Below are 26,092 nucleotides of genomic sequence, written 5' to 3' on the forward strand. Positions count from 1 at the left end.
TTGGCTTGATATTGGTTGCATATTTCTGCCCATAGTAATACTTAAAGAATACCTGCTATTGCATCAACTCTACTTACTCTGAATGGAGTGCCTTTTCCCCTGTCTACCTGACTATTAAAATAAAGTATTAGATGAAAGTATTAACTGTTAACTTCCCCAGCGTGCTGGAAACCACCTTCGGCAATACCGAAAATTCTGCTAAGGACTTGCTGAACGGATTAAAAATCAAAAAAGAAGACACCTGGTACATGGTGGGCAACCTGGCAAAAAGAGCCGGTGTCAATCCCAACCATGTCACCAATGCTTCACCACAACTGGAAGACTATGAAGTATTGTTTAAATCGGCGCTTGTTACCGTAGCCGCACAAGTAGAACAACCCGTTGCTATTACAATGGGTTTTCCGTTTTCTACGTACAGTGTGTACAAGACAAACGCTGAACAATTCCTCAGTAAAAGGCATTTCATGGCTGAATACGATACCCAGACCTATAATGTAAATGGAAGTGTTAAACGAACCACATTCGATGTTGATAATTTTGATGTCATACCGGAGATCGTAGGGTGTATCATCGGACTGAAAAAGATACTCGGCAACAAACCTCCTACGAATTTCATTGCCATCAGCCTGGGCTTTGGAACCATTGAAGGGGGGATGGCAACGGAAAACGGGCTCGTACACCGCACCTGCTTCAGCTCTTATGGATTACAATATGCCATCGATAATCTTCACCAGGAGTTAAGCAAGCGCTATTACCTCAAAATGAAAAACGTGCACCAATTGGATGATGCGTTTCGTAAGGGTTCTATTTTCATCAACCGTGAAAATGTAGATATCAAAGGTTTGCGCAAGAGTATACTCAACCAGTATTTCAGGGAAGTGATCTATTTGCTGCTGAACAAGTATTTCAACGACCAGGATTTTGAAATCTGTGAAAAAATTTACCTCATGGGTGGCGGCGCTTATTACCCGGAGCTGGTTGAAGCGTTTAAAAATGAATTCAATGGAAGTATCCAGGTGGAAGTGGCGCCAGAACCTGAAAAATTGGCCAGCATTGGTTACCTGTATAATTCATTCCGTATATCCGATGGCAAGCAGCAGCGAAGTGTGGGCATCGACATTGGGAATTCAAGCACTACGGTATCGGTATTCCAGGATAAAGACCTGACGCCAGCTACTCCCACACCCACTCCCCATAAGCAATGAGCCTGTTAAGTCTGAAAAATATTTTACAAAGTGCACATACCGCTGGCTTTTTTCTTTCCAGGGGAGTGATCGTACACGGAAACATCAACGCTGCCACAGCAGGAAGGATCGACGGCACGGTGATGGGTGATATCGTTGCAGAGGATAAGCTGGTAATTGGCGAAACCGGAGTGGTCAATGGGAATATAGATGCGTCTGACCTGCTGGTATTCGGAACAGTGGAAGGAGATATTTCCAGCAGTAAGAAGGCCGTCATTGCCAATACTGCGCGTATCAGGGGTAAACTCAACTGCCCTGTACTGGATATTGAAGAAGGCGCCCAGGTAGAAGAAGCCCGGATACAACATAAAAAAACACGTCCCAAAAGCATCGCGCCTTTAAAGTCCGAGCCGGTGACAGGCGTCCAGAAAGGAGTGCCGCAGGAAGAAGACAGTATTGAGTCGTGGTTTTAATACAACAGGTTCTGCAACTTGCCGATATCGGTAATGATGATCTTGCTTTCTTTGATCTGTATCAGTTTTTCTGCTTTAAAATCGCTAAGGGTGCGAATGAGTGATTCCGTTGCAGTACCAATGTAATGAGCAATATCGTCCCGGGATATTTCAATGGGGTTCGAACCCCCATTGCTGTTGTATTTACTATGAATGTCTACCAGGGCTTTTGCTACACGTTTTCTGAGAGAACTGTAAGCCAGGCTGATAAGCCTTTCTTCTTTCTCTTTGATGTTTTGTGTAATGATGTGTATGAATTTGGCGGCCACCTGGATGTCTTTATAGATCATCTGCAAAAAGTCTTCCCTGGGGATCTGCATGATCTCCGCTTCCTCCAGTATCATGGTACTGTCTGCATAATTCGAATCGTTGATCAATGCATGGTATCCGATGAAATCGCCGTCGCTGAAAATATCGGTAATATATTCTTTGCCGTCTTCATGTATTTTAAAAGCTTTCACCTTCCCCCTTACGAGGTAATAGAGATAGCGGGGGCGCTTGCCCTCATGATATAAAGGTTGTTTTTTGCTGTATGTTTCGATGCTGTATTGCTCTGCCAGCTGACCAAAACTCCCCGTATCTTTTACATCTTTCAGGAACTGGCTGATACCGGATGGCGACATAGCGTAATGATGTCCCAGGAACTGTATTTTTTTCAGCCTCACTTCAATGGCATTCAGCAGTTCAATGTCTTCAAAAGGCTTCGTGATATAATCATCAGCCCCCATCTCCATACCTTTCCTAAGATCGGCACGTTCTGTTTTGGCTGTAAGAAAAATAAAGGGGGTGAATTGCGTCTGGGGGTTTTTGCGGAGCAGGTGCAGTACCCCATATCCATCGAGCTCGGGCATCATAATATCGCAAACGATCAGGTCTGGTTTTTCCCTGATGGCTACCTCTACACCCTTCTTACCGTTTTCGGCAGTAAATGTTTTGTAACCGGACATTTCCAGGATTTCCGCGGTATTGTCGCGGATGTCTGTATTATCGTCGATGACTAAGATGGTTTTCATGAAGCAGGATGATTTACAGGAATGGATATGGTTACACGTGTTCCTTTTTGGAGTTCACTTTCCAATTTTGTTTGACCTTGCAGCAGATCGGTATAGCGTTTCACAATATGCAGCCCCAGCCCGGTACCGGCAATATTGTTGGCATTGGCTCCCCGGAAGAAACTGGAAAATAAATGCACCTGGTCTTCAGGTGCAATACCGATACCATGATCAGTTACCGTAATAGAGGCAATTTCATCGTTAACGGAGGTCTGTATGCTGATACCACTGTCTTCATCGGAAAACTTAATGGCATTGGTAATGAGGTTAATGATAATATTCCGCAATAATTTTTTATCAGAATGAATGAAATGCTCCCCGGTATAATCTACCCGGATATGCTGTCCTTTTTTCAACAGACCCTTCATATCTTCCGTGGTGTCATCGATGAATGATTTGAGATCGAATCCTGAGATGGATATTGCTACTTTTCCCTCATCCAACTTTCCGAGGGATAAAAAATCTTCCAGTATATCATTCAGGTGGCGTACAGAGCTTTTGATCTTATCGATATGCCTGCTCCGTTTTTCCTGCTCTTCGGTAGTGGTATATTTTGCTAATAGCGAAGCGGAAGATAAAACGGTGCTGAGAGGCGTTCTGAATTCATGCGAAGCCATAGAAACAAAACGACTTTTGATCTCACTCAATTGTTTTTCTTTATCAAGCGCTTCGCTCAGTTCTCTTTGCGACTGTTCCAGTTTTTGGAGCGCTTCTTTAAGGATAACCGTTCGTTCTTCTACTTTCATTTCCAGCTCGGCGTTCAGCTTCCTGATCTCGGTAGATACTTTTTGCAGTTCTTTTTGCTGCTCCAGCATATTCTGTTCGATCTCTTTCCGGCGTGTAATGTCTACGATAAAGGCGATCACGAACAGTTCGTCATCTTTTTTATAATGACTCAGGCTCACTTCAACGGGAATATTTGAGCCGTCTTTTTTTTTGCCAAACAGATCCCGCCCCTGGCCCATCACACGGTTGGAAGGGGTTTTGTAAAACCCATCTCTCAAATGGTGATGGTGTGCCTTGAACTGCGCAGGGATCAATATTTCAATGGGCTGACCAATGATTTCTCTATTCTGGTAGCCAAACATACGCTCTGCTGCAGGGTTTACCAATACGATATTGCCATGATGACCCGTAAGGATGATACCTTCGGTGGCATTCTCGAATAAAGACGTCATATGAGCCTGGTCCAGCATAGCGCAAATAGTAGGAGTAAATCTGTTTGTAAATATAATAAAGTGATCGTAATCTGCATCAGGCCAGCAGGGCCTGTTCCACCTCAACAACCCTGGGTAGTAATATGGTATGCTCCAATTGCAGGTATTGCGTAAGTTCATGATCCAATTCCCGCAATTTTGAAAAGCTAACGCGGTGTGTGGTACAGGCATTGCCAGGTAAATAATAATCTTTTGTAATAGAACGCAGCTCATCCAGCCATTTTATCACTTCGCTGTATTCCTGCTGCATGGTTTCCTGCCATGGTTTGCGCAATGTTTTCACCAGCAGACCTGCATACGACTCATTGCGCAGGTAGGCATTGGTAACCTGTTTGATATAAGGAAAGAAAGATTCTTCTTCGTTGTTCATGCGTTTGTTGATGGCCAATGACAGCTTGTGAAGAATCTCCGGTGTTTTTTCTAACTCGGGAAATTTTTTGAGATGCCCTTCGAGGAAGCGATTGGTATAATTGACAGTTGTCTCCAGCGCTTTTTTAAAATACCGGTGATAAACGTTTTGAATGAAATCGATCAGAAAGCCGGTGCCCCAGTCTTCAAACCTGCTCCCTTGCGGGAGTTGTATCAACCGGCAGGCTTCTTCCAGTTCAAGTAATATAACAGCAGTATCCAGTTGCTTGGATTCGCATACCATTTCCAGCGGCCATTTGCCTCCACAGCAGAATTCGATATCATATTTGAGAAATACATCGGCTGTACGGTAATCTTTCTGCACAATTTCCGTAACAGGCATTTGCTTATTTATCAATGGCAACTGATCGTCTTTGCCAGAAATGTTGGATGGCGTCATAGAAACAAAAATAAAAATGCCTGTTTCCATCCTTCCTGATAAAGATCATTCACTTTTTTGAGATTGGTCATATACGAGGCACGGCAGGTAGGATACTTTTGATCAATAAAAGACAAAAGACTCTCTTAATAAACGTGCATTCACTAAAAAATAATACCATGCAAATCATCCGACCATTAACGATCTGTTTACTCTCCGGAACCCTACTGGCAGTGGCTTGTTCAGAAGGGGTCAAAAAAGACGAAAAACCGGTAGATGTTCAGGAAATGACAAAAAACCAACCTGAAACACATGGCGCCGAATTAAAAGAATCCGATGTAGTTGTTTCAAACCCATTGAATACAGAATGGGTAAGCGCCGGTAAAGGCATTTATGAAATGAAGTGCCAGTCCTGCCACCGCCTTACCGGTGAAAAACTGGTGGGACCAGGATGGAAAGATGTTACCAAACGCAGAAAGCCTGTTTGGATCATGAATATGATTACCAACGTAGACATGATGCTGGAGAAGGACCCCGATGCACAAAAACTGCTGGAACAGTGTATGGTACGTATGCCCAACCAGAACCTGGCCAAAGAAGACGCCCGCAAAGTGCTGGAATTCATGCGGAACAACGACGGAGAAAAATAACCCTATAACGCAAATAACAGACAGATGAAATTCTTTTCCCACAAAACCCTGCTTGCAACACTGGTGCTGGCAGGTGCATCCTTGCAAATGTTGGGATGCAAACCCAAAGGCTCACAGGCTGCTATCAGCGGTGATGCTGCTTTGAAAACCTATGTTGCACCCGGTAAATACGATGAGTTTTACGATTTTGTTTCGGGAGGATTCAGCGGACAGATGTCGGTCTATGGTTTGCCATCCGGCCGGCTGCTCCGTGTGATCCCGGTTTTCTCTGTAGATCCGGAAAAAGGATATGGCTACAGTGAAGAAAGCAAAGCCATGCTGAGCACATCCAACGGTTTTATTCCCTGGGATGACTTGCACCATATTGCATTATCAGAAACAAATGGCCTGCACGATGGAAGATGGGTGTTTGCCAATGCCAACAATACGCCACGTATCGCAAGGGTTGACCTGAAAACTTTCCGCACTGTTGAAATCATTGAGATACCCAATAGTGCCGGCAACCACTCGTCACCATTCATTACGGAGAATTCAGAGTATGTAGTGGCAGGCACCCGTTTCAGTATACCCCTCGGAGATAATACCGATGTACCGATTAGTTCTTATAAACAAAATTTCAAAGGAACAGTTAGCTTCATCAACATAGATAAAAATTCAGGTGAAATGAACCTGGCTTTCCAGATACTGACCCCTGGTGTCAACTTCGACCTGGCGCGTGCCGGCAAAGGGAAGTCACATGGCTGGGTATTCTTCAGTTGCTATAACTCAGAAAAAGCCAACACTTTGCTCGAAGTGAATGCATCTCAGAAGGATAAGGATTTTATTATGGCAGTGAACTGGAAAAAAGCGGAAGAATACCTGAAAGCCGGTAAAGGCGTTAAAAAAACAGTGAAATATACCCATAATCAATACGACGAGAAAAAACATTCGGCTACTTCAACTACTATGAATGAAGTATTGGTACTGGATCCGAAAGATTGTCCCGATATGGTTTATTTCATGCCCTGTCCCAAATCACCCCACGGATGCGATACCGATCCTACCGGTGAATACATAGTAGGCAGTGGCAAGCTGGCGGCTACCATTCCGGTGTTTTCCTTCACCAAAATACAGAAAGCGATTGCCGATAAAAATTTCGATGGCACGTATGACGATATCCCTGTGTTGAAGTACGATGCGGTCTTGCACGGAGAAGTGCAGAAACCAGGATTAGGCCCGCTGCATACAGAGTTCGACGATCAGGGAAATGCGTATACTTCTTTCTTTGTTTCATCAGAAATTGTGAAATGGAATATCAAAGACCTGAAAGTACTCGATCGTGTACCTACCTATTATTCTATCGGACACCTGAGTGTTCCAGGCGGACCTACCCGGAAACCCTGGGGTAAGTATGTGATCGCTTATAACAAGATCACGAAAGACCGTTACCTGCCTACCGGACCGGAATTGTCGCAAAGTGCACAGCTCTATGATATCAGCGGTGATAAGATGAAATTGCTGCTTGATTTCCCTACCATAGGAGAACCGCACTATGGAGAGGCCATCCCTGCAGAGCTGGTAATGAAGAACAGCCAGAAGATCTATAAGATAGAAGAAAATGCCCACCCGGCTGCAGCCAAAGGCGATAATTATACGAGGGTAGAACGCAAAGGCAATGAAGTGCATGTGTACATGACTGCTATCCGTTCGCACTTTACGCCTGATAATATAGAAGGGGTGAAGCTGGGAGAAACCGTCTATTTCCATGTTACCAACCTGGAGCAGGACTGGGACATTCCGCATGGCTTTGCCATCAAGGGCGCCAACAATGCAGAGCTGCTGATCATGCCAGGCGAAACACAAACATTGAAATGGGTACCTGAAAAAGCGGGTGTGTTTCCCTTCTATTGCACCGACTTCTGTTCTGCGCTTCACCAGGAAATGCAAGGATACATTAGGGTAAGCGCTCCCGGATCGAATGTTCCTATCATATACGGAACCGGTACAATTAAAGCGGCGGCTGATTATAAAGCAACCGATGGAAAAACCAAATAAGCAAATCTTGTGCGGTCTCTTATTATAAAGAGACCGCATATTAACCTATCAATATGAACAATCAATTGAGTATTGTATCGCGGATACTGGTGGCATTTGCATCAGGAGCATTGATTGTTGTTTTCTTTCTTCCTGCATGGCGTATTGATCTTTTTGCGCCACAGTACCCGGAGGGACTGACCATGAATATATGGATCAACGGAATATCGGGTGATGTGGATGTGATCAACGGCCTCAATCATTATATAGGCATGAAACATATTACAGTTGCTATGTTTCCGGAATTCCGTTTCCTGCCTTATGTGGTGTTGTTTTTCATGTTACTGGGTGTAACAGTAGCTATTACCGGCAAGCGAAAGGTCTTATTCCTGTATTTATTACTCACCCTCCTGGGCGGGTTACTGGCTATGTATGATTTTTACCAGTGGGGCTATGATTACGGGCATAACCTGGATCCAAAAGCGCCTATACAAGTGCCGGGACTTTCCTATCAGCCTCCATTGTTAGGACATAAGCGGTTGTTGAATTTCGATGCCTATTCCCTGCCCGGTGTGGGTGGATGGGTAGTGATCGCTGCCGGCTGTCTCTCTTTCGTGGTATGGTTTATGGAATGGTATCGCCATAGAAAAGTAAGCAGGCGGGCGGCGCCTGCTGTGGCTGTAGTTTGCATAATGCTGTTTTTGCTGAACGCATGTTCTCCTGCATCACCTGAACCCTTTCAGCCAGGAAAAGATTTTTGTACGTACTGTAAAATGGGCATCAGCGATACCCGGTATGGAGGCGAGGTCATCACCAGAAAAGGAAAGACATACAAATTCGATGACCTGAAATGTATGATTTCCTATATGCGCATGAATGACCGGAAAGATAATGGACTGGCGCAATCCTGGGTCGTTGATTTTGATCAGCCGAATACTTTTCTCAAGGCCCAGGATGCCAGTTTTTTAAACGGTAACACATTGAAAAGTCCGATGGGTGGCAATACAGCCGGCTTTAAAACAAAAGCTGCGGCCCAGGCAAAAATAGTTGATACATCTTATGTTGTACTGGACTGGGAAGCTGTACAGGCTAAATTGAAATAAAGTAATGCGGTTTTTATTCCTCATATCGTGGTTGATCTGTTCACATGTAACGCTGGCCCGCACTATTGTAGCGGGCGTTGGGCAACCTGTGAAAACATTGACAGCCGCTGTGCAACTGGCCAGGGACGGCGATACCATAAGGCTCCGCAATGGCGTATACAAAGAAGGCAGGATAGTGATTACCCGGCCGGTCACTGTTTTGGGTGAAGGCAATACCATATTAGATGGTGATCATAAACAGGAATTACTCGTTATCAGCGGGAGCCATGTTACTATTAAAAAATTGCAATTCCATCATGCGGGTTATTCGGCATTGAACGATTATGCTGCGGTAAAACTGATTGATGCCAGTTATGTATTACTGGAAGATAACCTGGTATATGATGCTTATTTCGCTTTTCATATTTCTAATGCAGCCTACTGCACTATCCGCAACAACAGGATCATAGGGATACCCAAGACGGAGCAACTGACCGGCAATGGCATTCATTTATGGAAGAGTAACCATGCATTGATAGAAGGCAACCAGGTAACCGGCTACCGCGATGGCATCTATTTTGAATTTGTAACGGAATCGGTTATCCGGAAGAACCTGAGTGAAAAAAATATCCGGTATGGCTTGCATTTCATGTTTTCCCATGGTGATCATTATATCGAAAATATTTTTCGTAACAACGGAGCCGGGGTTGCTGTGATGTATTCCAAACATGTGACCATGGAGCATAACCACTTTGAAGCAAACTGGGGCGCTTCGTCATATGGACTTTTGCTGAAAGAGATCACAGATAGCCATATTGTTAGCAACCTATTCCTTAAGAACACAACGGGTATTTATATGGAGGGCGCGAGCAGGATAGAGATAGAGCGCAATATTTTCAGAAATAACGGCTGGGCTGTTAAAGTACAGGCGAGTTGCGACGATAACGTTTTTCATCACAACAATTTTTTTGGCAACAGTTTCGATTTGGCTACTAATGGCACCATGGTGCTGAACAAATTGCACAACAATTATTGGGATAAATATGAAGGCTATGATATCGATAGAAACGGGGTTGGCGACGTACCCTATCACCCGGTAAGTATGTATTCCATGATTGTGGAGCAAACGCCCGGAACCATGATCCTTATGAGAAGCTTCATGGTAACCCTTCTCGATAAGGCGGAAAAGGCCATACCCAGCCTCACACCGGAGAACCTGGTAGACCGTCAGCCGATGATAAAGCCATTGAAAATATGATCAGAATAGAAAACCTGAAAAAGAAATTCAAGCGACTGCAAGTGTTGGATGATATCAATGCGCTCTTTGCAGAGGGGCAGGTGGTATCCCTGATCGGACCTAACGGGTCGGGGAAAACAACACTTATCAAAATCTTATTGGGCCTGGTAAGACCAGATGCCGGAAAAATATTCATCAACCGGCAACAGATTGGTAACGATCCGGCTTACCGGGAACACATCGGTTATATGCCACAGATAGGCCGTTATCCTGATAATATGAGGGTAGGGCAATTGTTTACTATGATGAAAGACATCCGGATGAAAACGGAGGCAGCGCTGGATACCGACCTGCTCGTGAAATTCAACCTGGCTTCTATTTTTGACAAGCCCATGCGCACGCTGAGTGGCGGCACCAGGCAGAAAGTGAGTGCAGCCCTGGCTTTTTATTTCAATCCCGATATCCTCATCCTGGATGAACCAACCGCCGGTCTCGACCCGCTTTCATCGGAAATATTGAAAGCCAAGATCATGGAGGAGAAACAAAAAAACAAACTCATCCTCATCACTTCACATATTCTCAGTGACCTCGATGATCTTACCACTCATGTTATGTATTTGCAGGAAGGGAAGATGATCTTTTTGAAAGGCATAGAACAGCTGCGAAAAGAAACTGGCGAAGAGAAATTAGGAAAAGCCATCGCCCGTATCATGAACGGTGAGAAAAAGAGCGCATTGTGGATTGACGAGGTGTTGATGCTGGAAACAAATAATCAATCAAATTAATAAGCTTTATGCGAAAACTATCACGTTATGTGCTGTATGATATTCTCCGTAACAGGGTAATCATTGTATATACGCTATTCTTGCTGTTGGTTTCGCTTAGCTTGTTTCAACTGGAGGAGAATCAAAGTAAAGCCCTGATGAGCCTGCTTACCATTGTGCTGATCGTCATCCCCTTGATTAGTATGATCTTTACCACTATACATTATTACAACTCTTATGAATTCATAGAACTGATGCTGTCGCAGCCATTAAGCCGCACCCGGATACTTTTAAGCGAATACGTAGGTGTATCGGTATCTCTGACCGCTGCTTATTTGGTGGGAGTAGGGATACCGGTATTGATTTATGCTTTTGATGCAACAGGTATTTCGTTTTTGCTTACCGGATCGGCACTCACATTGGCTTTTACTTCTATCGCATTCCTTGCTTCTGTAAAAGCAAGGGATAAGGCAAAAGGTATTGGCGCCGCTTTATTATTATGGTTTTATTTTGCATTGATATACGACGGACTTGTTTTACTGATATTATTCGCTTTCAGCGATTACCCGATGGAAAAATTCACTTTGTTATTATCTGCACTCAACCCGATAGATCTTGGACGCATTTTCATTATGCTGAAGATGGATGTAAGCGCCCTGATGGGATATACAGGCGCTTTATATAAATCCTTTTTCGGAAGTGGTTGGGGTATTGCTTTTACCACGGGTATTATGCTGCTGTGGATAGCGCTGCCCTTGCTCCTTACACTGAAAATATTCAGGAAGAAAGATCTTTAACCCAGATACCTAGAATGGCTACCGGGAAAAAACAGCTTGCAAGGAACAACCATGTTGTAAAATTGGGGATCTGAAAATCTGCCACTTCTCCCGTAGCCTGCAATAACAACAATCCTTCTGTGAATACCCAGGTTGCAATGAATAAAATGCTCCATTTTTTGGAAGACCTTTCTGTCGGTGGTTCATGCAAATGCATTGCACCCATGATGAAGAAAGTAACAAAACCCAATAATACCAGGTGGAGATACGCTATGATAAAATTCCGGTGAAGATAACTCATGTCTGCAATGGCTGGGAAAGCGCCGAGTAACTGCAGGATGATCTTCATGGCAAATATGCCCAGCGATAGCCTTACTAAACCATTCAGCCGGCGGTTACTGTTATTGTCAACGATATCGGCCAGCAGGTAAAACAGTGCAATCAACTGTAAAATAGCGGCTGCTGCAGCTATTATGAAAAATGCAGGTGCGGGATGGCTCCACAATACCGAAAGAAAATAAGCGGGAATACAGGAGATGTTAAATAATGCGAAGGCGTTTTTGCTATAACGTCCTGGTGCATGACCGGTTATTTTATATAATACAGCCAGTAAGGCAAAAGTGAACCAGCCATTGTATTGAAAGTGCAGATAAAAATAAATGACGTTGAAATATAATGCGCTACCAGCCTTGCCCATGGCAATAAGAGGCGCCGTGGCGAACGGGCCGGCTGATGAAAGCACCAGGTAAAACAGGCCTGCACGGAGAAATTGATGCGCAATACTGTCTTTGCCTGAAACCCTAGCGCGCCACACCAGCCAGGCGAGATAAAAAGAGGCAATGATAGACAATGTAGAAAAGCAAATACTGACCGGACCATATCCCTGGAAGGGGAAACTGCCCAGCATGCCATATGCGGCTATCAGTAGCAGTACCGAGAGATTCCTCCAATGCTTGTATGCAATAGTGTTGGCCAGTTCAGGAAAGAACCGGATGATCAAGGCTACCAGCGCAGGCATGATCCACCCGCCAAATGCGAAATGAGAATGGGCGTGTAATATATTTTTATACGACCCGGCCCAGATACTTGCTACCGGGGCAGAACGAAGGTACAAGCCAATAAGTGAAACAAGAAAAAGATTGAATAAGGAGATCCGGTATAAACGCTTTTCCAACACGGGTAAAGAAGGGTGTTGTATAGATGTTCCGATTTGCACATGCAAAGAAATAAAAGTGATGATTTTTTTATTATGATACAAATACCATGCCTCCTGATCTTAATCAGGTGCCTCCATGATTCTGTTTCGTTTTATGTAAAATAAAAGTAAGTAAATACTTTTATTTTGACAAAAGTCTAATTTTGTGCTATCATCAAAAAATAAACACGATGGAAATAATCAATCAGAATATCCTGGATGTGACAATGCTGGAGCCACGCCAGAAGCACCCAACCATTTTCGACCGTTTTGATCAACTCAACGACGGAGAAACATTGACTATTCATAACGATCATGACCCCAAGCCCCTGTATTACCAGCTATTGGGGGAGAGAGGAAATATTTTTAAATGGGAATACACTGAACAAGGCCCCAGGTGGTGGAAAGTGAATATTATCAAGCGTTCCAGCGAGGAAAACGGCGAAACGATTGGCGAAATAGCGGCAAAAGACCTGCGCAAAGCAGAAGTGTTTAAAAAAAATGGACTTGATTTCTGTTGCGGGGGAAAGAAAACGGTGAAAGAAGCTTGTTTGGAAAAAGGATTGGATATAGTGAAGATCGAACAGGAGCTGCAACAAGCTAACGAGGCGCCCGTGTCTGCTTCACTTCCTTATAACGAATGGGAGCCCGGCTTTTTGGCCGATTACATCGTTAATGTTCACCATGCTTATACACGGAAAAACCTTCCTGAGATCAGGGGATATGCATTGAAAGTGTTAAGGGTACATGGAAAAGAGCACCCTGAATTAGCAGAGATACAGCGGCAGGTGGAAGTAATTTACGAAGAGATGATGGCACATATGACGAAGGAGGAAAAAGTATTATTCCCTTACATAAAAGACCTGGCGGCGGCTCGTAACCAGTCTCAATTACACCAGGCAGCGCATTTCGGAACAGTAAAAAACCCTATCAATATGATGGAAATGGAACACGAGCTGGTAGGGGGTGCCATGCATAAGATCAGGACGCTCAGCGGAGGTTTTGCCATTCCGGAAGATGCTTGTGCCAGCTATAGCCTGCTGTATAAAATGTTAGCGGCATTTGAAACAGACCTGTATACGCATATCCACCTGGAGAATAATATCTTATTCCCTAAAGCAGTGGAAAGGGAAAAACAAATCACGGATAATGGAAGTTCATGCAAATACTAAGATCAGCAATATACTCAAGGAGCATCCGGGAGCATTGGATGCTATAATGGGCATTAGTACACATTTTGAGAAATTACGCAATCCCCTGATCCGTAAGCTGATGGCGGCAAGAACCAGCGTTGCCATGGCTTGTAAAGTTGCCGGTTGTACCATTGATGATTTTCGCAATAAGCTGGAACCGCTTGGTTTTAAGGTGGATACGGATACGGCAGCGGATCCGGTAAAAACATTACCTCATTCGGAAGCACGGATATACCCGGACAACTTCATTGAACTGGATGTGCGACCCATCATTGCTGCAGGAAGAGATCCACTTCCCGATATTCTTGAACGAGTGAAACAATTACAGGATCAACAGGCATTGAAGATCATCAATAGTTTTGAACCTACTCCTTTAATGCTGTTGTTAAAAAAACAGGGATTTGCCTCCTATGCAACAGCATTGCACAACGGAGTAGTAGAAGCCTTTTTTTATAAGGAAGGAACTACCACTATACCGGAAGATAAACCTGATATGCATGATGACTGGTACCGGTTAATGACGGATTTTGAACACCGGTTACGTGAATTGGATGTGCGGATGCTTGCGATGCCTTTACCTATGATGAAGATCCTGGAAACATTGGATCAATTGGAACCTGGCGAGGCGTTATTGGTTCATCACAAAAGAGTACCAGTGTTCCTGTTACCCGAACTGGAACAGCGACGCTTTAGTTATCGCATCAGGGAGTTGGGAAATGAAGGTGTGCAACTATTGATCTATAAAAGCTGATCTAATGATCGCGAAAACAACACCCCATACAATAGTATTGCCTTTCTATGGGTATGCAGCCGTATCGCTATGCGTGGCGATGTCATTGCTTTGCTTCTCGGTTCAGGCATTTACGGGACATTATTTTCATCCCCATATATTGGCTGTTACACACAGTATGGCCCTGGGTTGGGGCACGATGATGATCCTGGGCGCCAGTTATCAATTGATGCCCGTTATTACCGAAAGTGATCTGTTCAGCGAAACGTTGGCGTATGTTTCGTTTTTTGCAGCGGCTGCCGGCATTCCGCTCCTGGTATATGCTTTTTACATTTTCGATATGGGTATACCCGCACAGGCGGGTGCTATACTGATCAATGTATCTGTTGCTTGTTATGTGATTAACCAGGTGGGTAGTTATACCAGGAGCCGGCATCAAAACATGCATGGACTTTTCATGGTTGCTGCTGCCTGCTGGTTGTTACTGACCACATTGGTGGGTTTGCTGCTGGTATTCAATTTCAGTAACAATGTACTTTCAAAAGATTCCCTGTATTATCTTTCTCTTCATGCACACATGGGTATTGCCGGTTGGTTCTTGTTGATGATAGTAGGCGTGGGAACCAGGCTGATACCTATGTTCCTGTTATCGAAATATGAAAGTGTTCACTTATTGAAAATCATTTACTGGTTCATCAATGCAAGCCTTATTGCTTTTGTTATTTTGTTCCTGGGACAGGCGCCCCCGGACTGGTATTTTGTACCTCTTACCGGCTTGTTAACGGCGATACTGCAATTTGGTTACTACTGCCGGCGGGCATACCAGGAACGTATTCGCAAAACAACCGATACACCGGTGAAAATATCCCTTCTGTCTATTGTGATGACTTTTTTACCTGTATTGCTTCTCTTGTCACTATTGGCTGCGCCGGGAGTATCATCAGGTAAACTGGCGCTATTCAAAGCGTATGGCTTTGTGATCTTTTTTGGCTGGATCACCACCCTGATATTGGGCATGACATTTAAAACGCTGCCTTTTATCATCTGGAACAAAAGGCGCTATGATGCGGTGGTTTCAGATAAGAAGCAGGGTCCGGGCAACCTATACAATCATAAATGGTTTGTGGTGATGGCATTGGTTTACATGACCGGGTTCAGCGTTTTTCTGGCAGGCATTTTTACGGAACAGATCCCATTTCTGCAAACGGGTTCGATACTGCTGTTAATTGCTTCTTTGCTTTTTAACCTGAATGTGGCTAAACTATTCATGCATCAACCGGTTCACACATGAATGTAATGACCAACAATAATATTAAGTGTACTATTGCACTGGCGGCGCTGCAACAAGTGATAGACCCGGAAATCGGATTGAATATTGTTGACCTGGGCCTGGTTTACCGGTTGGATTTTGATGACGCCTGCCAGAAAATAGAAGTTACCATGACCCTGACCACCCCTTTTTGTCCCATGGGAGCTTCTATTACCCATGCTGTTGAAAAGGTGTTGTCCGCTACTTTTGCCGGCGAACAGATTGCAGTCAACCTGAGTTTCGATCCGCCATGGAAGCACGACAGGATATCGGAGGCAGGCAAACTTTTTTTAAACCGTTGATACTATGCTCAACCAGATGAGTCAGACAGCCATTAAAGCCGTTATTTACCTGGCTTCTCAAAAGGATGGTAACGATAACGCCGGTATCCGGGAAATTGCCGGCTATATAGATGCCAGCGAACATACAGTGGGCAAGGTATTGCAAACGCTGGCAAGAGCGGGGATCATCAACAGTGTGAAAGGGCCCTCGGGCGGATTTCATATTTCCAGAGAGCAGTTGAAACGCCCTATTATTCATATAGTCGATGCCATTGAAGGGAAGGAGTTGTTTACACAATGCGGACTGGGTTTGAAAAAATGTTCAGCATCGCGCCCCTGTCCCATACACTATGAGTATAAAGCGGCGCGTGAACTGACGTATAAAATATTTGCCAGCAAGAAGATCGCTGACCTGTGCAACCCGGTAAACAACGGCCTGGCATATTTGATCTGAACAACAAATGGCTTTTATATTGCTTTGCTGAATAATGTTCTGCTATCTGCCACCGAGCTCCTTTGCAGGTACAGGTCGAAAGCGCTACAGACATTGCGGATAAAATAATGACCGATAGCTGTAAGCGAAGCACCTTTCAGATCATAATCGACCAGTCCATCTTTTTGCAATTGAGCCAGTATCGGAAAAGAATAAGTCTCCAATGGCTCCCTATCTTCTTTATTGAATGATGTAGAGCCCTTACAGGCAATCTCTTTGATATAACGCCTGAAATGAAGGTCTTCTTTATTGAGGAAATACCCCTTTTTTACTGCCAGCATGCCATTGCTGATAGCATGATAATAATCATGCAGGCTCTTTTCGTTCTGGGCGAAAGCATTACCGATATCGCTGATAGCGGATACACCGAGTCCCACCAGGAACTCATTATTTTGCGTAGTATATCCCATAAAATTACGGTGCAGCTTGCCTTTTTCTTTGGCCAGGAACAGGGAGTCGTTGGGCAATGCAAAATGGTCCATGCCAATATCATGGTAGCCATTATTTATCAATAAAGACCTGCCTTCCAGGTACAGTTGCATTTTCTCTTCCGGAGCCGGCAGTTGCGATTCGTTGAATAGCCGCTGCATTTTACTGGTCCAGGGAACATGCGCATAACTATAGAAAGCGATCCTGTCGGGTTTCAGGGCCAGTACCTGGTTGAAAGTGTTTCGCAGTCCTGCCACTGTTTGCAGCGGCAAGCCATAAATGAGATCAAAATTCACAGAACTAAAACCTGCTTTTCTCGCCTCCTCTGTTGCATGTTGCACGTTTGCAAACGGTTGTATCCGGTTGATAACGCGTTGCACTTCCGGGTCCATGTCCTGCACGCCATAGCTGATGCGTTTGAATCCCAAAGACGCGAGTACTTTCAAATGCTCCGGTGTGGTATTATTCGGGTGACCTTCAATGCTGAATTCATGCATGGGGTGTACGATGCTGTTCTTTAGTATAGTGTTAATTAGCCTGCGCAGGTTCAGCGGAGAAAAGAAAGTGGGCGTGCCACCGCCCAGGTGTAGTTCCCTTATCACCGGTGTTTGCTGCATCAGCCCCCTGTACAGTTTCCATTCTTTTTCTATGGTCTGCAAATAGGGCTCTTCCACCGCATGATTGGAAGTTATTTTTTTATTGCAACCACAATAAGTACACAGTGATTCGCAGAAAGGAAGGTGTATGTATATGCTGATTCCGTTGCGCACATTTTCGAGTGAGAACTCTTGCTGGAACCGGTCGGTCCATTGAGGCCGGGAAATACTATCCTGCCAGAAAGGAACGGTTGGATAACTGGTGTAACGCGGAACAGGCTGGTTGTATTTCTTGATCAAAAAAGAAGGTATGGTTATTTCATTCATCATGCCCAAAACTAACATTGACTTTTTGTGCAGCAGGTGACGGATGTTAGTAATGCAACAGATATTCATCAGCCCGGGATAAAACTGACCCATCTCAAGATGCCAACTGATTAAAATCAGGTGTTCTAAATCCCCCAGGTCATGCTTAAGGCAGCGGGGTCTCAATAGTTTTGTGCAATCATTTTCAGCAATACTTCAATTTATGGATGCATCGAACGAAAAACCCTTCTTCCCTTCCGGCGCCATCGCATTTTTCATTGCGCTCGTAGTGCTGGCCCTGCTCTTCTGGTACAGTATTTATTTTTTAATGATTAACAGAACTTAAAATCAATAGCCATGGCCATAGACAAAATAGAAAAGCGCATCATCTTCTCTTCCATGGCAGTCATGGGCCTCTTTGTTTTTTCATTGCTCTATGCCATGAAAAAATACAAGAGTAATGTACCCGAATGCCTGCCTTATGATAAAGCGTATGCAGAACCCAAAGTGAATAAGCTGGACGATAAGACCTACCAGGTTTTCAGCGTGGCTTCCATGTGGCAGTTCCAGCCGGCTGAGATATACATTCCTGTGGGCAGTGAAGTGGATTTTTATGTAACGTCCAAAGACGTAGTGCATGGATTCAATATTGCACAGAAGAATGTGAACATGATGGCAGTATACGGATCCATCAATAAAACAACTGTCAAATTTGATAAACCCGGCGTGTATGATATCGTATGCCATGAATATTGTGGCGTAGGACACCAAAACATGCACGCACAGGTATACGTGAATTATCCCGATGCTAAGTAAAACCAACGTCATGCAAGTATCAAAGACTTTTAAACGAATCATTTTCCTGGAATTGTCCATCCCCGTTGCGCTGCTGATCATTGGTATCTACCACGGATTGATGCAAACCATTTACCGTGCTGGTGTTTTGCAGGACACTTCTTTTGCCAAACTGAGTTATTACCAGGGTCTGACCCTGCATGGTGTGATCAACGCCATTGTGCTTACTACTTTTTTTGCAGTGGCGTTCGGTCACGCCACCATGACCTATTACCTCAAACAGGAGCCTAATAAAAAATTAATGTGGTTCAGCTTTGCACTGATGCTGGGCGGAACGTTGATGGCATCATGGGCCATGCTGGCCGGAAAAGCATCGGTATTATATACTTTTTACCCGCCATTGAAAGCGCATCCTTTGTTTTATATCGGAACGGCATTGCTCATTGTGGGGTCGTGGGTACCCTTTTTTAACTGGGCCGTGATGTACACGCAATGGAAGAAAGTTCATGCCGAAACCAAGACGCCGTTGGCTGTTATCGGTACATTGATAAATTTCACCATTTGGTTTGTGTGCACCCTGGCAGTGGCATATGAGGTATTGGTATTACTGGTACCCTGGTCGCTGGGCTGGACAACCACTGTAAATGTGGCCCTCGCCAGGACCCTGTTCTGGTTCTTTGGCCACGCACTGGTGTATTTCTGGTTGTTACCGGCTTATATCATGTTCTATACCATTTTGCCTAAAGTGGCGGGCGGAAAGCTCTACTCTGATCTGGCCGGCAGAATGGCGCTGTTCCTGTTCCTGCTCTTCTCTGTTCCGGTAGGTGTGCATCACCAATACAGTGATCCTTCCATCACACAAGGAGTTAAATTTTTCCAGGGAATGCTTACCTATGGGGTAACCATCCCCAGTTTCATCACCGCTTTTACATTAGCGGCATCACTGGAATATGCAGGAAGACAAAGAGGCGCGAAAGGATTGTTCGGATGGATGAAAAAACTACCCTGGTTCGATGAAAACAATTTCCTGTTCTCTTATTTTATATGCGGACTCATCCTTTTTATTTTCGGTGGCGTTACCGGTATCATCAACGCTTCTTATTCCCTGAATACGGTAGTACACAATACAGCATGGTTACCCGGGCATTTTCACATGACGGTAGCCGGACCGGTATTCCTTGCTATTGTGGGTATGAGCCTGTATCTCTATTCAGGTATGAGTGGAAAACCGGTATTCATGCGTAAGATCGTTACCATCGTTCCCTACTTATGGATGATGGGTATGCTGATCTTCTCTTTCGGGATGAGCTGGGGTGGCCTGCGTGGAGAACCAAGAAGGACCAACCTGGGCATCAGTTATCTCAACCCTAAGAGCGAATTGTTCCGCAGCGACTGGGTTCCTACGACCACACTGGCCATGCTGGGAGGCATTGTAATGTTCACTGCTGGTATGTTGTTTATTATAGCTTTCTTCGGAACCATTCTGCGGAAGAGAAAAGCAGCAGGCTCGCTGGAAATTCCGGTAAGCGAAGCTTATCATGATGAAAAAAGAGTGCCTTTGTTCGACCAGTTCAAACCCTGGATCATTGCCATGATCATCATATTGGTACTGGCTTATACGCCTGCTTTGATCAATGTTAATAAGAACAGCGGACCGGGCGCTCCCCGATTCAATATCGATAACCCCACACCGCTTGCAAGTGACAACAAATGAGAACCAAAAAGACGATATGGTTTTTTGTGATATTGGTCTTTGTAATACCGGCAATCGCCTGGGTGGGAATGGATTGGTATGAGAACAGGGTTCAGGCTTTGCCGGTACTGGGACCGGTAACAGACAGCGCAGGCAGGCAATGGCAGCACACTATTGCAGACTTCAGGATGATGAACCAGGAAGGAGATATGGTGTCGGCCGGTGAGTGGAAAGACAAAGTTGTGGTAGTGGATTTTTTCTTCACGCATTGTCCGGCTATTTGCCCCAAACTAACCGCCAGTTTAAAAAAAATACAGGAACAATATCGCTCCAGTAACCGGTTATTGTTTTGCTCTTTTACAGTTGATCCGGAACGCGACAGCGCGACAGCGTTGAAACAGTACGCTGTCCGCTTCGGTCTGGATACCCGTAACTGGCAATTGCTAACAGGGCGTAAAAAAGATATCTATAAACTGGCCCGTAACAGTTTCATGGTGGTGGCAACAGATGGCGATGGCGGGCCAACAGATTTTATTCATACAGAAAAGCTGGTACTCATTGATCAGCAGAAAAGGATCCGGGGATATTATACCGGAACAGATGATGCAGCAATACAACAGCTGATTGCGGATATAAGAAAATTGAATGTTCAAGATTAAAAGTTCTAAAAGTGAAAAGACTAACTTTCTTTTTATGGTGCTGTCTTGCCGGATGGCTGCAACAAGCACAAGCCGGTGACACCGATCATGGTAAAACGATCTTCAATACACGCTGTGGCGCCTGCCATGCAGTGAATAAGGTAGTGGTTGGCCCTGCTCTCGGGGGAGTAGAACAGCGTCACCCGATCGAGTGGATCATTGGCTTCGTACACTCTTCACAGGGGATGATCCGTAAAGGAGATAAAGACGCAACGGCCTTATTTGAAAAGTTCAATAAAGTAACCATGCCCGATCATCCCGATCTGAGTGAAGAAGATATCAAGCATGTTGTTGCTTATATCAAATTGGAAAGCGCTAAGTCGGAAGGGGAAGCCAAGGCGCCGTTTGCCAAACCCGGACGTAAAAGAGCAGCTTATACGCCCCCTTCTTCGCAGGATAGTACTTTCTTCATCATTTACATCGGTGCTGTGCTGGTGTTGGTGAGGGCGTTGGTGTATGCAGTACAGATTCGCTCCTATGCCCGTAAAATGAAAGCCGGTACCGTAAATATTGTATCAGATGAGCTTAATCCAACACCGAGCAGGCAAAACCTTCCTTCCTGACCAGGCGCATCACATCATCAACGATGAAATCGGGCCCCTCCAGGCGCAGTATCTTATCGCAATCCTCCAGGTCGAAATTGATCTTGCTTGAAGGAAAACGTTGCAGGAGCAAGCCCAGCAATTGACTGGCCTGCTCCTGCTTCACAACATTCGTTTTAAAGACTTCCACCATTATCCATTGACTTTAGGATCGAAGTTGAGCATCCATTGGATACCGAACTTGTCTATAAACATGCCAAAATAAGCGCCCCAGAACATATCGCTCATAGGTACGATCACCTGTCCGCCTGCAGAAAGACCGCTGAAAACCTTATCGGCTTCTGCTTTGCTATCCGGACTCAACGCAATAGAAATATGATTGCCTGAAACCTCCGGCTGGCCCATTGAAGTAAGCACATCTGTTGCCATGAGCATACCGGTTTTACCGATGGGCAGTGCGATGTGCATGATCTTGTTCATGTCCTGCTCCGGAACGTTGGAGCAGCCGGGCTGGTCTTTCACGTCTTTGAAACGCTGCACGAAGGCGAATTCGCCGCCAAAAACAGATTTATAAAAATTGAAGGCTTCTTCGGTATTGCCGTTGAAGTTGATGTAGGGATTCATGTGTTGCATGGCCAATGATTTTTGTTTTAAGGATTGATTGTTTCACAAAGCTAAAGGGCTTTCTCCGGGGAAAAGTGGTGGTAATACGGCAATCTACGGGGTTGATTGCGACATCCATTTTTGTATCTTTATGAGATGAAGCATATATCCATTATCGTACCTCGCGGAGCTGTACTTGGCAGTGTCGACGACCCCAGGCACCTGTTTCAATCTTTGAATGATTTTCTCCTGTCGGCCCGGCAACCGTCTATGTACAAGATACAATTGGTGGGTCTCGACCGCAAGGTTCCCCTGCATGATGGTTCTTTTACAGTAAACACCGATGCCTTGTTGGATGAAGTGAAAAAGACAGACCTTGTCATTATCCCGGCGCTGAGTGGTGATATGAAAAACGCCATTGAGATCAACAAGGATTTCATACCCTGGATTGTGCAGCAACACCGTGGAGGTGCCGAAGTAGCCAGTCTCTGTATAGGCGCTTTCCTGCTGGCTGCCACCGGTTTGCTGGATGGGAAAAAATGCTCCACGCATTGGATGTACGCCAACGAGTTCAGGAATATGTTTCCGCAGGTGAACCTGGTGGATGATAAAATTGTGACCGACGAAAATGGCATCTACTCCAGCGGCGGCGCCAAATCTTACTGGAACCTGTTGATCTATCTGACAGAAAAATATGCCAGCAGACAGATGGCGGTGATGGCTTCCAAATATTTCCTCATAGAGATATACCAGAATACACAATCGCCTTTTACAGTGTTCAGAGGTCAGAAAGAACACGAAGACGAGCCCATCAAAAAAGCGCAGGAGTTCATTGAGGCCAATTTCCAGGAAAAAATAACGGTAGACCAATTGGCTGGCATGCTTTTATTAGGCCGCCGCAGTTTTGAACGACGGTTCAAGAAAGCCACCTGCAATACGGTTGCCGAATACATCCAGCGTGTGAAAGTAGAAGCGGCCAAGAAAGATTTTGAGCTCAGCCGCAAAAACATCAACGAAGTCATGTACGAAGTAGGCTATTCCGATACCAAGGCTTTCAGGACCATTTTCCGTAAGGTAACAGGCCTTTCGCCGGTGGCTTATCGCAACCGGTACAATAAAGAAATGATCGCCGTTTAACTGGCAGGTACCGCTTTCTTCTTGTGATATAAAATATAAGACGCGAATACCAACAGGTGGCCGATCAATATGAAGCTCCATTGCGATGCGGGATCACCTACGGAAATCGATGAGTAAAGCGCTCCGGTAAGGTCAATGATCAAGCCGGCATAAGCCCACTCTTTGAGTCGCGGAAAGCCTGGAAACAAGATGGCAACTACTGCCAGCAATTTGGCAATACCCAGGAAGGGAATGAGGTAGTTGGGATAGCCGAGGTGTTTGAATAATGTAATTGATTCAGGTGTACTCATGGCATTCACTATGCCGCTGAAAGTCATCATCAGGCACAGGATGCCGGTTACAATCCAGTAAGCGATTTTTACTTTTTTCATAGCGATGGTTTAGGAATGAATATACCGATTTTATTCATGAAGCCCAGGTGATGACGGTAGTATTATTTTGATGGATTATTCAAGGCTCTGATGATCAGTTGACTACACAAGGGCTAGGGCAATTCTTACACCAACCTCCGGTAACATAGCCATTTATCTTATAGGCAATATCGGAATAGAGTTTTTCCAGTGTCACATAATCGGTATTGATGGTAAAGTTAAAATCACCATCGTACACATAAGCGGTTACGGAAGCACCATAGTGACCGTAGTTATCATTGTTGAGTGTAATGTACAGGTTGAGGTTGGGTGTAACGCCATCGGCCAGTTTATACTTGGAATAATTTGCAATGTTGAGGTCGTCCAGTATAAGGGTGGGTCGTACGCGCTGCACTTCAGTCAAATCCTTCATGTTATAACTGCCGCTGATATTTACTTTTACCAACACGGGACTGTAATTAATGGGTTGGTGTTTGGTGCAGGGCTGGGGCTTGGAATGATAAGTTTGGCGAGGGGGCGCACTTGCAACCGCCATCAACAGGAAGGTCAATACAATGGTAAACGACAGCAGGTCTGCTTTATTTCTTTTCATACAGGGGGAATATTAGACTTGGGAAAAGGATAATGGATGCGCATTCCACTGATCCGTAAGTGAGGAGGTCGTACCAGTCAAATGTTCCTTTGAGTAATCCGAACCCCTGTGCTGCTTCTATGGCGAATGGCAATAGTAAGATAAGCAATTTATTCCTGAAATACAATAACCTGTGTTCGGAAAGTACAACGGTTACCAGCATCAGTGCACTGCACCATGCAGCATCGGAAAAATAGCCGATTAAAAAAAGCTGTAAAAACGAATGATCGTTCAATGACCTTCGAACAGGATGGAATGGTTCGAAGAACAGTATCTGGGGTTGAAAAAGATAATAATTGATCAACCCGGCCAACAGCAAGCCTATGGCCAGTAACAGTAAAGTTTTGTGCCTGACCGATAACCTGGTGAACCAATGATAAACGCCGGACATACAATGGTAAAGTTAATAAGGGATTCATGCAATTTTGAAAATGTGCTAACTTGTTATCTGAATAGATGAGCAAGGAATACCATAAGCTAGATAACCCTGCCTGGTATGCGCTTACAGAAACGCATGCAACATTTGCGATAGGCAATACAGTCGTGAAAAGATATCGGCCAGATGTGGTTGCCTTTGCAGCGTATCAGGCTGGAAATGAAAGTGTGCAAGATCAGTTTGATCAACTCATACAACCGGGAGAGTCTTTTTTTATTATCGGTGATCTGCCGCAGCTACCTGCGCATTACTCATTACTGACAAGATTGGTGTGCGAACAAATGGTTTGTAGTGCCCTTATCCCTACGTCTATTACTGAAACCATAATACCTTTAGGCGAAGCCAATGAAGATGAGGTGTACGAACTGATCAACTTAGTGCAACCAGGTTACTATAAACATAACACCCGCCTGATGGGAGATTATTTTGGTATCCGGATCGAAGGCCGCCTGGTTGCAGTTACCGGTGAACGGATGCGGATGGATGGATTTACAGAAATCAGTGCTGTTGTTACACATCCCGATTTTGCCGGCCGCGGTTTTGCAAAGCAACTGGTAGCATTTGTATCTAATAAAAACCTGGAACAAGGCATCATTCCTTTCTTGCATGTAGCCCAAAGCAATGAAAGAGCCATCCGCCTGTATCAATACTTAGGGTTCAGTCGCAGAAGGAGCATTGATTTTACCAAATTTTGCAGACAATAGCGTAAGATGAACGGATAAAATACATTAAATTTGAACTATGAGCACAGTGCAAGTGGACATATTGAACCCGAAAGCAGGCAAACTTTTACAAGATCTTGCTGATATGAAATTGATTTCGATCAAGGAAATGTCAGACGATGGTTTTTTAGCTATTGTAAAAAAGATACGCAAAAAAGCACATAAAACCGTTCCATCACTGGAAGATATTACGAAAGAAGTAGAATCGGTTAGAGCCAAGCAATATGCCAAGCAAAAGAGATAAAATTATTCTCGATACCAATCTGTGGATAAGCTTTTTGCTAACTAGTAATTTTTCCAAACTCGATAAATTAATCGCTAATAAATCTATCATTATTCTATTCAGTCAAACGCTGCTGAATGAGTTTATTGAGGTTGCTCAACGGCCTAAATTCAAAAAATATTTTACTTTATCTGACCTGGAAGAACTGTTGTTCAGAATACATACAGAAGTATTGTTTGTGCATGTTGTTAGTGATGTTGCAATTTGCCGTGATCCCAAAGACAATTTTCTGCTTTCCCTCGCTAAGGATGGAAAAGCTACTCATTTGATTACAGGAGACAAAGACCTGTTGGATATCAAAGTATTTGGGAAAACAAAGATTGTTACAATTGCTGACTATCTAACCAAGAAATAAATAGGTATTGTAGAGTTGTC

Annotated in this window: 32 protein-coding genes; 22 read left to right on the forward strand and 10 right to left on the reverse strand. The window is 44.4% G+C overall.

Annotated features, from left to right (window positions below; translation table 11 throughout):
- The first annotated feature begins 131 nt into the window (after positions 1 to 131).
- Entirely contained in the window at positions 132 to 1,205 is a 1,074-nt protein-coding gene (locus SEDOR53_RS17155) for a ParM/StbA family protein (RefSeq protein WP_051347952.1), read from the forward strand.
- Positions 1,202 to 1,657, forward strand: coding sequence for a polymer-forming cytoskeletal protein (locus tag SEDOR53_RS18505; protein WP_051416501.1), 456 nt, complete (start codon positions 1,202 to 1,204; stop codon positions 1,655 to 1,657). Before SEDOR53_RS17155 ends, SEDOR53_RS18505 begins: the two co-directional genes overlap by 4 nt.
- On the opposite strand, the gene SEDOR53_RS0105070 is transcribed toward SEDOR53_RS18505, so the two are convergent.
- The 3 genes from SEDOR53_RS0105070 to SEDOR53_RS0105080 form a co-directional block, all read right to left on the reverse strand.
- A complete protein-coding gene (locus SEDOR53_RS0105070; RefSeq protein ID WP_026768750.1) occupies positions 1,654 to 2,709 on the reverse strand; it encodes a response regulator in 1,056 nt (351 codons plus the stop codon). The genes SEDOR53_RS18505 and SEDOR53_RS0105070 overlap by 4 nt on opposite strands.
- Positions 2,706 to 3,926 carry a PAS domain-containing sensor histidine kinase gene (locus tag SEDOR53_RS17165; RefSeq protein WP_232214722.1) on the reverse strand — a complete coding sequence of 407 codons (1,221 nt, stop codon included), beginning with the start codon at positions 3,924 to 3,926 and terminating at the stop codon, positions 2,706 to 2,708. Before SEDOR53_RS17165 ends, SEDOR53_RS0105070 begins: the two co-directional genes overlap by 4 nt.
- A gap of 76 nt (positions 3,927 to 4,002) precedes the next feature.
- Positions 4,003 to 4,803, reverse strand: coding sequence for a DUF542 domain-containing protein (locus tag SEDOR53_RS0105080; RefSeq protein WP_037360584.1), 801 nt, complete (start codon positions 4,801 to 4,803; stop codon positions 4,003 to 4,005).
- A 128-nt stretch (positions 4,804 to 4,931) separates the two neighbouring features.
- On the opposite strand from SEDOR53_RS0105080, the gene SEDOR53_RS0105085 reads away from it, so the two are divergent.
- From SEDOR53_RS0105085 to SEDOR53_RS0105110, 6 genes are read left to right on the forward strand one after another with little or no spacing between them, the layout of a single operon-like run.
- Positions 4,932 to 5,402: a cytochrome c gene (locus SEDOR53_RS0105085; protein ID WP_026768752.1), complete on the forward strand. Its 471-nt coding sequence runs from the start codon at positions 4,932 to 4,934 to the stop codon at positions 5,400 to 5,402.
- 24 nt (positions 5,403 to 5,426) lie between these two features.
- Positions 5,427 to 7,436: a Sec-dependent nitrous-oxide reductase gene (gene nosZ, locus SEDOR53_RS17170; RefSeq protein WP_084220349.1), complete on the forward strand. Its 2,010-nt coding sequence runs from the start codon at positions 5,427 to 5,429 to the stop codon at positions 7,434 to 7,436.
- 53 nt (positions 7,437 to 7,489) lie between these two features.
- On the forward strand, positions 7,490 to 8,518 hold the full coding sequence (locus SEDOR53_RS17175) for a nitrous oxide reductase accessory protein NosL (protein ID WP_037360586.1): 1,029 nt from the start codon (positions 7,490 to 7,492) through the stop codon (positions 8,516 to 8,518).
- Positions 8,519 to 8,522: 4 nt separating this feature from the next.
- Positions 8,523 to 9,755, forward strand: coding sequence for a nitrous oxide reductase family maturation protein NosD (locus tag SEDOR53_RS0105100; protein ID WP_026768753.1), 1,233 nt, complete (start codon positions 8,523 to 8,525; stop codon positions 9,753 to 9,755).
- Positions 9,752 to 10,519, forward strand: coding sequence for an ABC transporter ATP-binding protein (locus SEDOR53_RS17180; RefSeq protein WP_037360589.1), 768 nt, complete (start codon positions 9,752 to 9,754; stop codon positions 10,517 to 10,519). The genes SEDOR53_RS0105100 and SEDOR53_RS17180 overlap by 4 nt, the downstream gene beginning before the upstream one ends.
- 8 nt (positions 10,520 to 10,527) lie before the next feature.
- A complete protein-coding gene (locus SEDOR53_RS0105110; RefSeq protein WP_026768754.1) occupies positions 10,528 to 11,295 on the forward strand; it encodes an ABC transporter permease subunit in 768 nt (255 codons plus the stop codon).
- Here the strand turns inward: SEDOR53_RS0105110 and SEDOR53_RS0105115 are convergent.
- Positions 11,276 to 12,496: a hypothetical protein gene (locus SEDOR53_RS0105115; RefSeq protein WP_037360592.1), complete on the reverse strand. Its 1,221-nt coding sequence runs from the start codon at positions 12,494 to 12,496 to the stop codon at positions 11,276 to 11,278. The two genes, SEDOR53_RS0105110 and SEDOR53_RS0105115, sit on opposite strands and share 20 nt — an antisense overlap.
- Before the next feature lie 164 nt (positions 12,497 to 12,660).
- On the opposite strand from SEDOR53_RS0105115, the gene ric reads away from it, so the two are divergent.
- The 5 genes from ric to SEDOR53_RS0105140 are packed head-to-tail and all read left to right on the forward strand — an operon-like array spanning position 12,661 to position 16,436.
- Positions 12,661 to 13,641: an iron-sulfur cluster repair di-iron protein gene (ric, locus tag SEDOR53_RS0105120; RefSeq protein ID WP_026768756.1), complete on the forward strand. Its 981-nt coding sequence runs from the start codon at positions 12,661 to 12,663 to the stop codon at positions 13,639 to 13,641.
- Entirely contained in the window at positions 13,619 to 14,413 is a 795-nt protein-coding gene (locus SEDOR53_RS0105125) for a DUF2249 domain-containing protein (RefSeq protein ID WP_026768757.1), read from the forward strand. The genes ric and SEDOR53_RS0105125 overlap by 23 nt, the downstream gene beginning before the upstream one ends.
- A 4-nt stretch (positions 14,414 to 14,417) precedes the next feature.
- Positions 14,418 to 15,683, forward strand: coding sequence for a hypothetical protein (locus tag SEDOR53_RS0105130; protein WP_037360596.1), 1,266 nt, complete (start codon positions 14,418 to 14,420; stop codon positions 15,681 to 15,683).
- Positions 15,680 to 16,003, forward strand: coding sequence for a metal-sulfur cluster assembly factor (locus SEDOR53_RS0105135; RefSeq protein ID WP_026768759.1), 324 nt, complete (start codon positions 15,680 to 15,682; stop codon positions 16,001 to 16,003). Before SEDOR53_RS0105130 ends, SEDOR53_RS0105135 begins: the two co-directional genes overlap by 4 nt.
- A 4-nt stretch (positions 16,004 to 16,007) precedes the next feature.
- Positions 16,008 to 16,436, forward strand: a complete 429-nt coding sequence (locus SEDOR53_RS0105140; protein ID WP_026768760.1) for an Rrf2 family transcriptional regulator — start codon at positions 16,008 to 16,010, stop codon at positions 16,434 to 16,436.
- A 14-nt stretch (positions 16,437 to 16,450) separates the two neighbouring features.
- Here the strand turns inward: SEDOR53_RS0105140 and hemN are convergent, their stop codons facing one another.
- On the reverse strand, positions 16,451 to 17,830 hold the full coding sequence (gene hemN / locus SEDOR53_RS0105145) for an oxygen-independent coproporphyrinogen III oxidase (protein WP_026768761.1): 1,380 nt from the start codon (positions 17,828 to 17,830) through the stop codon (positions 16,451 to 16,453).
- A gap of 199 nt (positions 17,831 to 18,029) precedes the next feature.
- Between hemN and SEDOR53_RS19030 the strand changes: the two genes are divergently transcribed.
- From SEDOR53_RS19030 to SEDOR53_RS17190, 5 genes are read left to right on the forward strand one after another with little or no spacing between them, the layout of a single operon-like run.
- Entirely contained in the window at positions 18,030 to 18,152 is a 123-nt protein-coding gene (locus tag SEDOR53_RS19030) for a cytochrome c oxidase subunit 2A (protein WP_139173863.1), read from the forward strand.
- Between the two features lie 11 nt (positions 18,153 to 18,163).
- A complete protein-coding gene (locus SEDOR53_RS0105155) occupies positions 18,164 to 18,622 on the forward strand; it encodes a cytochrome c oxidase subunit II (protein WP_051347954.1) in 459 nt (152 codons plus the stop codon).
- 10 nt (positions 18,623 to 18,632) lie between these two features.
- Positions 18,633 to 20,315: a cbb3-type cytochrome c oxidase subunit I gene (locus tag SEDOR53_RS17185; RefSeq protein ID WP_037327595.1), complete on the forward strand. Its 1,683-nt coding sequence runs from the start codon at positions 18,633 to 18,635 to the stop codon at positions 20,313 to 20,315.
- Positions 20,312 to 20,953, forward strand: a complete 642-nt coding sequence (locus SEDOR53_RS0105165) for an SCO family protein (RefSeq protein WP_026768763.1) — start codon at positions 20,312 to 20,314, stop codon at positions 20,951 to 20,953. The genes SEDOR53_RS17185 and SEDOR53_RS0105165 overlap by 4 nt, the downstream gene beginning before the upstream one ends.
- 11 nt (positions 20,954 to 20,964) lie before the next feature.
- Positions 20,965 to 21,555: a c-type cytochrome gene (locus SEDOR53_RS17190; RefSeq protein ID WP_026768764.1), complete on the forward strand. Its 591-nt coding sequence runs from the start codon at positions 20,965 to 20,967 to the stop codon at positions 21,553 to 21,555.
- Here SEDOR53_RS17190 and SEDOR53_RS0105175 read toward each other — a convergent pair.
- Both SEDOR53_RS0105175 and SEDOR53_RS0105180 read right to left on the reverse strand, forming a co-directional pair.
- Positions 21,518 to 21,727, reverse strand: a complete 210-nt coding sequence (locus SEDOR53_RS0105175; protein WP_037360599.1) for a hypothetical protein — start codon at positions 21,725 to 21,727, stop codon at positions 21,518 to 21,520. The genes SEDOR53_RS17190 and SEDOR53_RS0105175 overlap by 38 nt on opposite strands.
- Positions 21,727 to 22,167: a VOC family protein gene (locus SEDOR53_RS0105180; RefSeq protein ID WP_026768766.1), complete on the reverse strand. Its 441-nt coding sequence runs from the start codon at positions 22,165 to 22,167 to the stop codon at positions 21,727 to 21,729. The genes SEDOR53_RS0105175 and SEDOR53_RS0105180 overlap by 1 nt, the downstream gene beginning before the upstream one ends.
- Before the next feature lie 126 nt (positions 22,168 to 22,293).
- Here SEDOR53_RS0105180 and SEDOR53_RS0105185 point away from each other — a divergent pair, with 126 nt between their 5' ends.
- On the forward strand, positions 22,294 to 23,274 hold the full coding sequence (locus tag SEDOR53_RS0105185) for a GlxA family transcriptional regulator (RefSeq protein WP_026768767.1): 981 nt from the start codon (positions 22,294 to 22,296) through the stop codon (positions 23,272 to 23,274).
- Here the strand turns inward: SEDOR53_RS0105185 and SEDOR53_RS0105190 are convergent.
- The 3 genes from SEDOR53_RS0105190 to SEDOR53_RS0105200 all read right to left on the reverse strand — a co-directional run bounded on the left by SEDOR53_RS0105190 (position 23,271) and on the right by SEDOR53_RS0105200 (position 24,667).
- A complete protein-coding gene (locus SEDOR53_RS0105190) occupies positions 23,271 to 23,645 on the reverse strand; it encodes a DoxX family protein (protein WP_026768768.1) in 375 nt (124 codons plus the stop codon). The two genes, SEDOR53_RS0105185 and SEDOR53_RS0105190, sit on opposite strands and share 4 nt — an antisense overlap.
- Before the next feature lie 94 nt (positions 23,646 to 23,739).
- Complete coding sequence (locus SEDOR53_RS0105195; RefSeq protein WP_026768769.1) at positions 23,740 to 24,237, reverse strand: hypothetical protein; 498 nt, start codon at positions 24,235 to 24,237, stop codon at positions 23,740 to 23,742.
- Positions 24,224 to 24,667 (reverse strand): hypothetical protein, encoded by a 444-nt coding sequence (locus SEDOR53_RS0105200; protein ID WP_026768770.1) that lies wholly within the window; start codon positions 24,665 to 24,667, stop codon positions 24,224 to 24,226. The genes SEDOR53_RS0105195 and SEDOR53_RS0105200 overlap by 14 nt, the downstream gene beginning before the upstream one ends.
- 65 nt (positions 24,668 to 24,732) lie before the next feature.
- On the opposite strand from SEDOR53_RS0105200, the gene SEDOR53_RS0105205 reads away from it, so the two are divergent.
- Genes SEDOR53_RS0105205 through SEDOR53_RS0105215 form a run of 3 tightly spaced genes read left to right on the forward strand, consistent with a single transcriptional unit; the run spans position 24,733 to position 26,072 of the window.
- The gene (locus tag SEDOR53_RS0105205; RefSeq protein WP_026768771.1) at positions 24,733 to 25,416 is read left to right on the forward strand and encodes a GNAT family N-acetyltransferase; all 684 of its coding nucleotides are present in this window, start codon (positions 24,733 to 24,735) and stop codon (positions 25,414 to 25,416) included.
- 37 nt (positions 25,417 to 25,453) lie between these two features.
- Positions 25,454 to 25,678: a hypothetical protein gene (locus SEDOR53_RS0105210; RefSeq protein ID WP_026768772.1), complete on the forward strand. Its 225-nt coding sequence runs from the start codon at positions 25,454 to 25,456 to the stop codon at positions 25,676 to 25,678.
- Complete coding sequence (locus SEDOR53_RS0105215) at positions 25,659 to 26,072, forward strand: putative toxin-antitoxin system toxin component, PIN family (RefSeq protein WP_026768773.1); 414 nt, start codon at positions 25,659 to 25,661, stop codon at positions 26,070 to 26,072. Before SEDOR53_RS0105210 ends, SEDOR53_RS0105215 begins: the two co-directional genes overlap by 20 nt.
- The last annotated feature ends 20 nt before the right edge of the window (positions 26,073 to 26,092 follow it).

Source organism: Asinibacterium sp. OR53 (genome assembly GCF_000515315.1).
Classification (GTDB): domain Bacteria; phylum Bacteroidota; class Bacteroidia; order Chitinophagales; family Chitinophagaceae; genus Sediminibacterium.

What these genes read in the sequence shown, in the direction of transcription:
- SEDOR53_RS17155 (WP_051347952.1), top strand. Translation starts at nt 132, where the DNA reads ATGAAAGTATTAACTGTTAACTTCCCCAGCGTGCTGGAAACCACCTTC.
- SEDOR53_RS18505 (WP_051416501.1), top strand. Translation starts at nt 1,202, where the DNA reads ATGAGCCTGTTAAGTCTGAAAAATATTTTACAAAGTGCACATACCGCT.
- SEDOR53_RS0105070 (WP_026768750.1), bottom strand. Translation starts at nt 2,709, where the DNA reads ATGAAAACCATCTTAGTCATCGACGATAATACAGACATCCGCGACAAT.
- SEDOR53_RS17165 (WP_232214722.1), bottom strand. Translation starts at nt 3,926, where the DNA reads ATGACGTCTTTATTCGAGAATGCCACCGAAGGTATCATCCTTACGGGT.
- SEDOR53_RS0105080 (WP_037360584.1), bottom strand. Translation starts at nt 4,803, where the DNA reads ATGGAAACAGGCATTTTTATTTTTGTTTCTATGACGCCATCCAACATT.
- SEDOR53_RS0105085 (WP_026768752.1), top strand. Translation starts at nt 4,932, where the DNA reads ATGCAAATCATCCGACCATTAACGATCTGTTTACTCTCCGGAACCCTA.
- nosZ (WP_084220349.1), top strand. Translation starts at nt 5,427, where the DNA reads ATGAAATTCTTTTCCCACAAAACCCTGCTTGCAACACTGGTGCTGGCA.
- SEDOR53_RS17175 (WP_037360586.1), top strand. Translation starts at nt 7,490, where the DNA reads ATGAACAATCAATTGAGTATTGTATCGCGGATACTGGTGGCATTTGCA.
- SEDOR53_RS0105100 (WP_026768753.1), top strand. Translation starts at nt 8,523, where the DNA reads ATGCGGTTTTTATTCCTCATATCGTGGTTGATCTGTTCACATGTAACG.
- SEDOR53_RS17180 (WP_037360589.1), top strand. Translation starts at nt 9,752, where the DNA reads ATGATCAGAATAGAAAACCTGAAAAAGAAATTCAAGCGACTGCAAGTG.
- SEDOR53_RS0105110 (WP_026768754.1), top strand. Translation starts at nt 10,528, where the DNA reads ATGCGAAAACTATCACGTTATGTGCTGTATGATATTCTCCGTAACAGG.
- ric (WP_026768756.1), top strand. Translation starts at nt 12,661, where the DNA reads ATGGAAATAATCAATCAGAATATCCTGGATGTGACAATGCTGGAGCCA.
- SEDOR53_RS0105125 (WP_026768757.1), top strand. Translation starts at nt 13,619, where the DNA reads ATGGAAGTTCATGCAAATACTAAGATCAGCAATATACTCAAGGAGCAT.
- SEDOR53_RS0105130 (WP_037360596.1), top strand. Translation starts at nt 14,418, where the DNA reads ATGATCGCGAAAACAACACCCCATACAATAGTATTGCCTTTCTATGGG.
- SEDOR53_RS0105135 (WP_026768759.1), top strand. Translation starts at nt 15,680, where the DNA reads ATGAATGTAATGACCAACAATAATATTAAGTGTACTATTGCACTGGCG.
- SEDOR53_RS0105140 (WP_026768760.1), top strand. Translation starts at nt 16,008, where the DNA reads ATGCTCAACCAGATGAGTCAGACAGCCATTAAAGCCGTTATTTACCTG.
- hemN (WP_026768761.1), bottom strand. Translation starts at nt 17,830, where the DNA reads ATGATGAATGAAATAACCATACCTTCTTTTTTGATCAAGAAATACAAC.
- SEDOR53_RS19030 (WP_139173863.1), top strand. Translation starts at nt 18,030, where the DNA reads ATGGATGCATCGAACGAAAAACCCTTCTTCCCTTCCGGCGCCATCGCA.
- SEDOR53_RS0105155 (WP_051347954.1), top strand. Translation starts at nt 18,164, where the DNA reads ATGGCCATAGACAAAATAGAAAAGCGCATCATCTTCTCTTCCATGGCA.
- SEDOR53_RS17185 (WP_037327595.1), top strand. Translation starts at nt 18,633, where the DNA reads ATGCAAGTATCAAAGACTTTTAAACGAATCATTTTCCTGGAATTGTCC.
- SEDOR53_RS0105165 (WP_026768763.1), top strand. Translation starts at nt 20,312, where the DNA reads ATGAGAACCAAAAAGACGATATGGTTTTTTGTGATATTGGTCTTTGTA.
- SEDOR53_RS0105175 (WP_037360599.1), bottom strand. Translation starts at nt 21,727, where the DNA reads ATGGTGGAAGTCTTTAAAACGAATGTTGTGAAGCAGGAGCAGGCCAGT.
- SEDOR53_RS0105180 (WP_026768766.1), bottom strand. Translation starts at nt 22,167, where the DNA reads ATGCAACACATGAATCCCTACATCAACTTCAACGGCAATACCGAAGAA.
- SEDOR53_RS0105185 (WP_026768767.1), top strand. Translation starts at nt 22,294, where the DNA reads ATGAAGCATATATCCATTATCGTACCTCGCGGAGCTGTACTTGGCAGT.
- SEDOR53_RS0105190 (WP_026768768.1), bottom strand. Translation starts at nt 23,645, where the DNA reads ATGAAAAAAGTAAAAATCGCTTACTGGATTGTAACCGGCATCCTGTGC.
- SEDOR53_RS0105195 (WP_026768769.1), bottom strand. Translation starts at nt 24,237, where the DNA reads ATGAAAAGAAATAAAGCAGACCTGCTGTCGTTTACCATTGTATTGACC.
- SEDOR53_RS0105200 (WP_026768770.1), bottom strand. Translation starts at nt 24,667, where the DNA reads ATGTCCGGCGTTTATCATTGGTTCACCAGGTTATCGGTCAGGCACAAA.
- SEDOR53_RS0105205 (WP_026768771.1), top strand. Translation starts at nt 24,733, where the DNA reads ATGAGCAAGGAATACCATAAGCTAGATAACCCTGCCTGGTATGCGCTT.
- SEDOR53_RS0105210 (WP_026768772.1), top strand. Translation starts at nt 25,454, where the DNA reads ATGAGCACAGTGCAAGTGGACATATTGAACCCGAAAGCAGGCAAACTT.
- SEDOR53_RS0105215 (WP_026768773.1), top strand. Translation starts at nt 25,659, where the DNA reads ATGCCAAGCAAAAGAGATAAAATTATTCTCGATACCAATCTGTGGATA.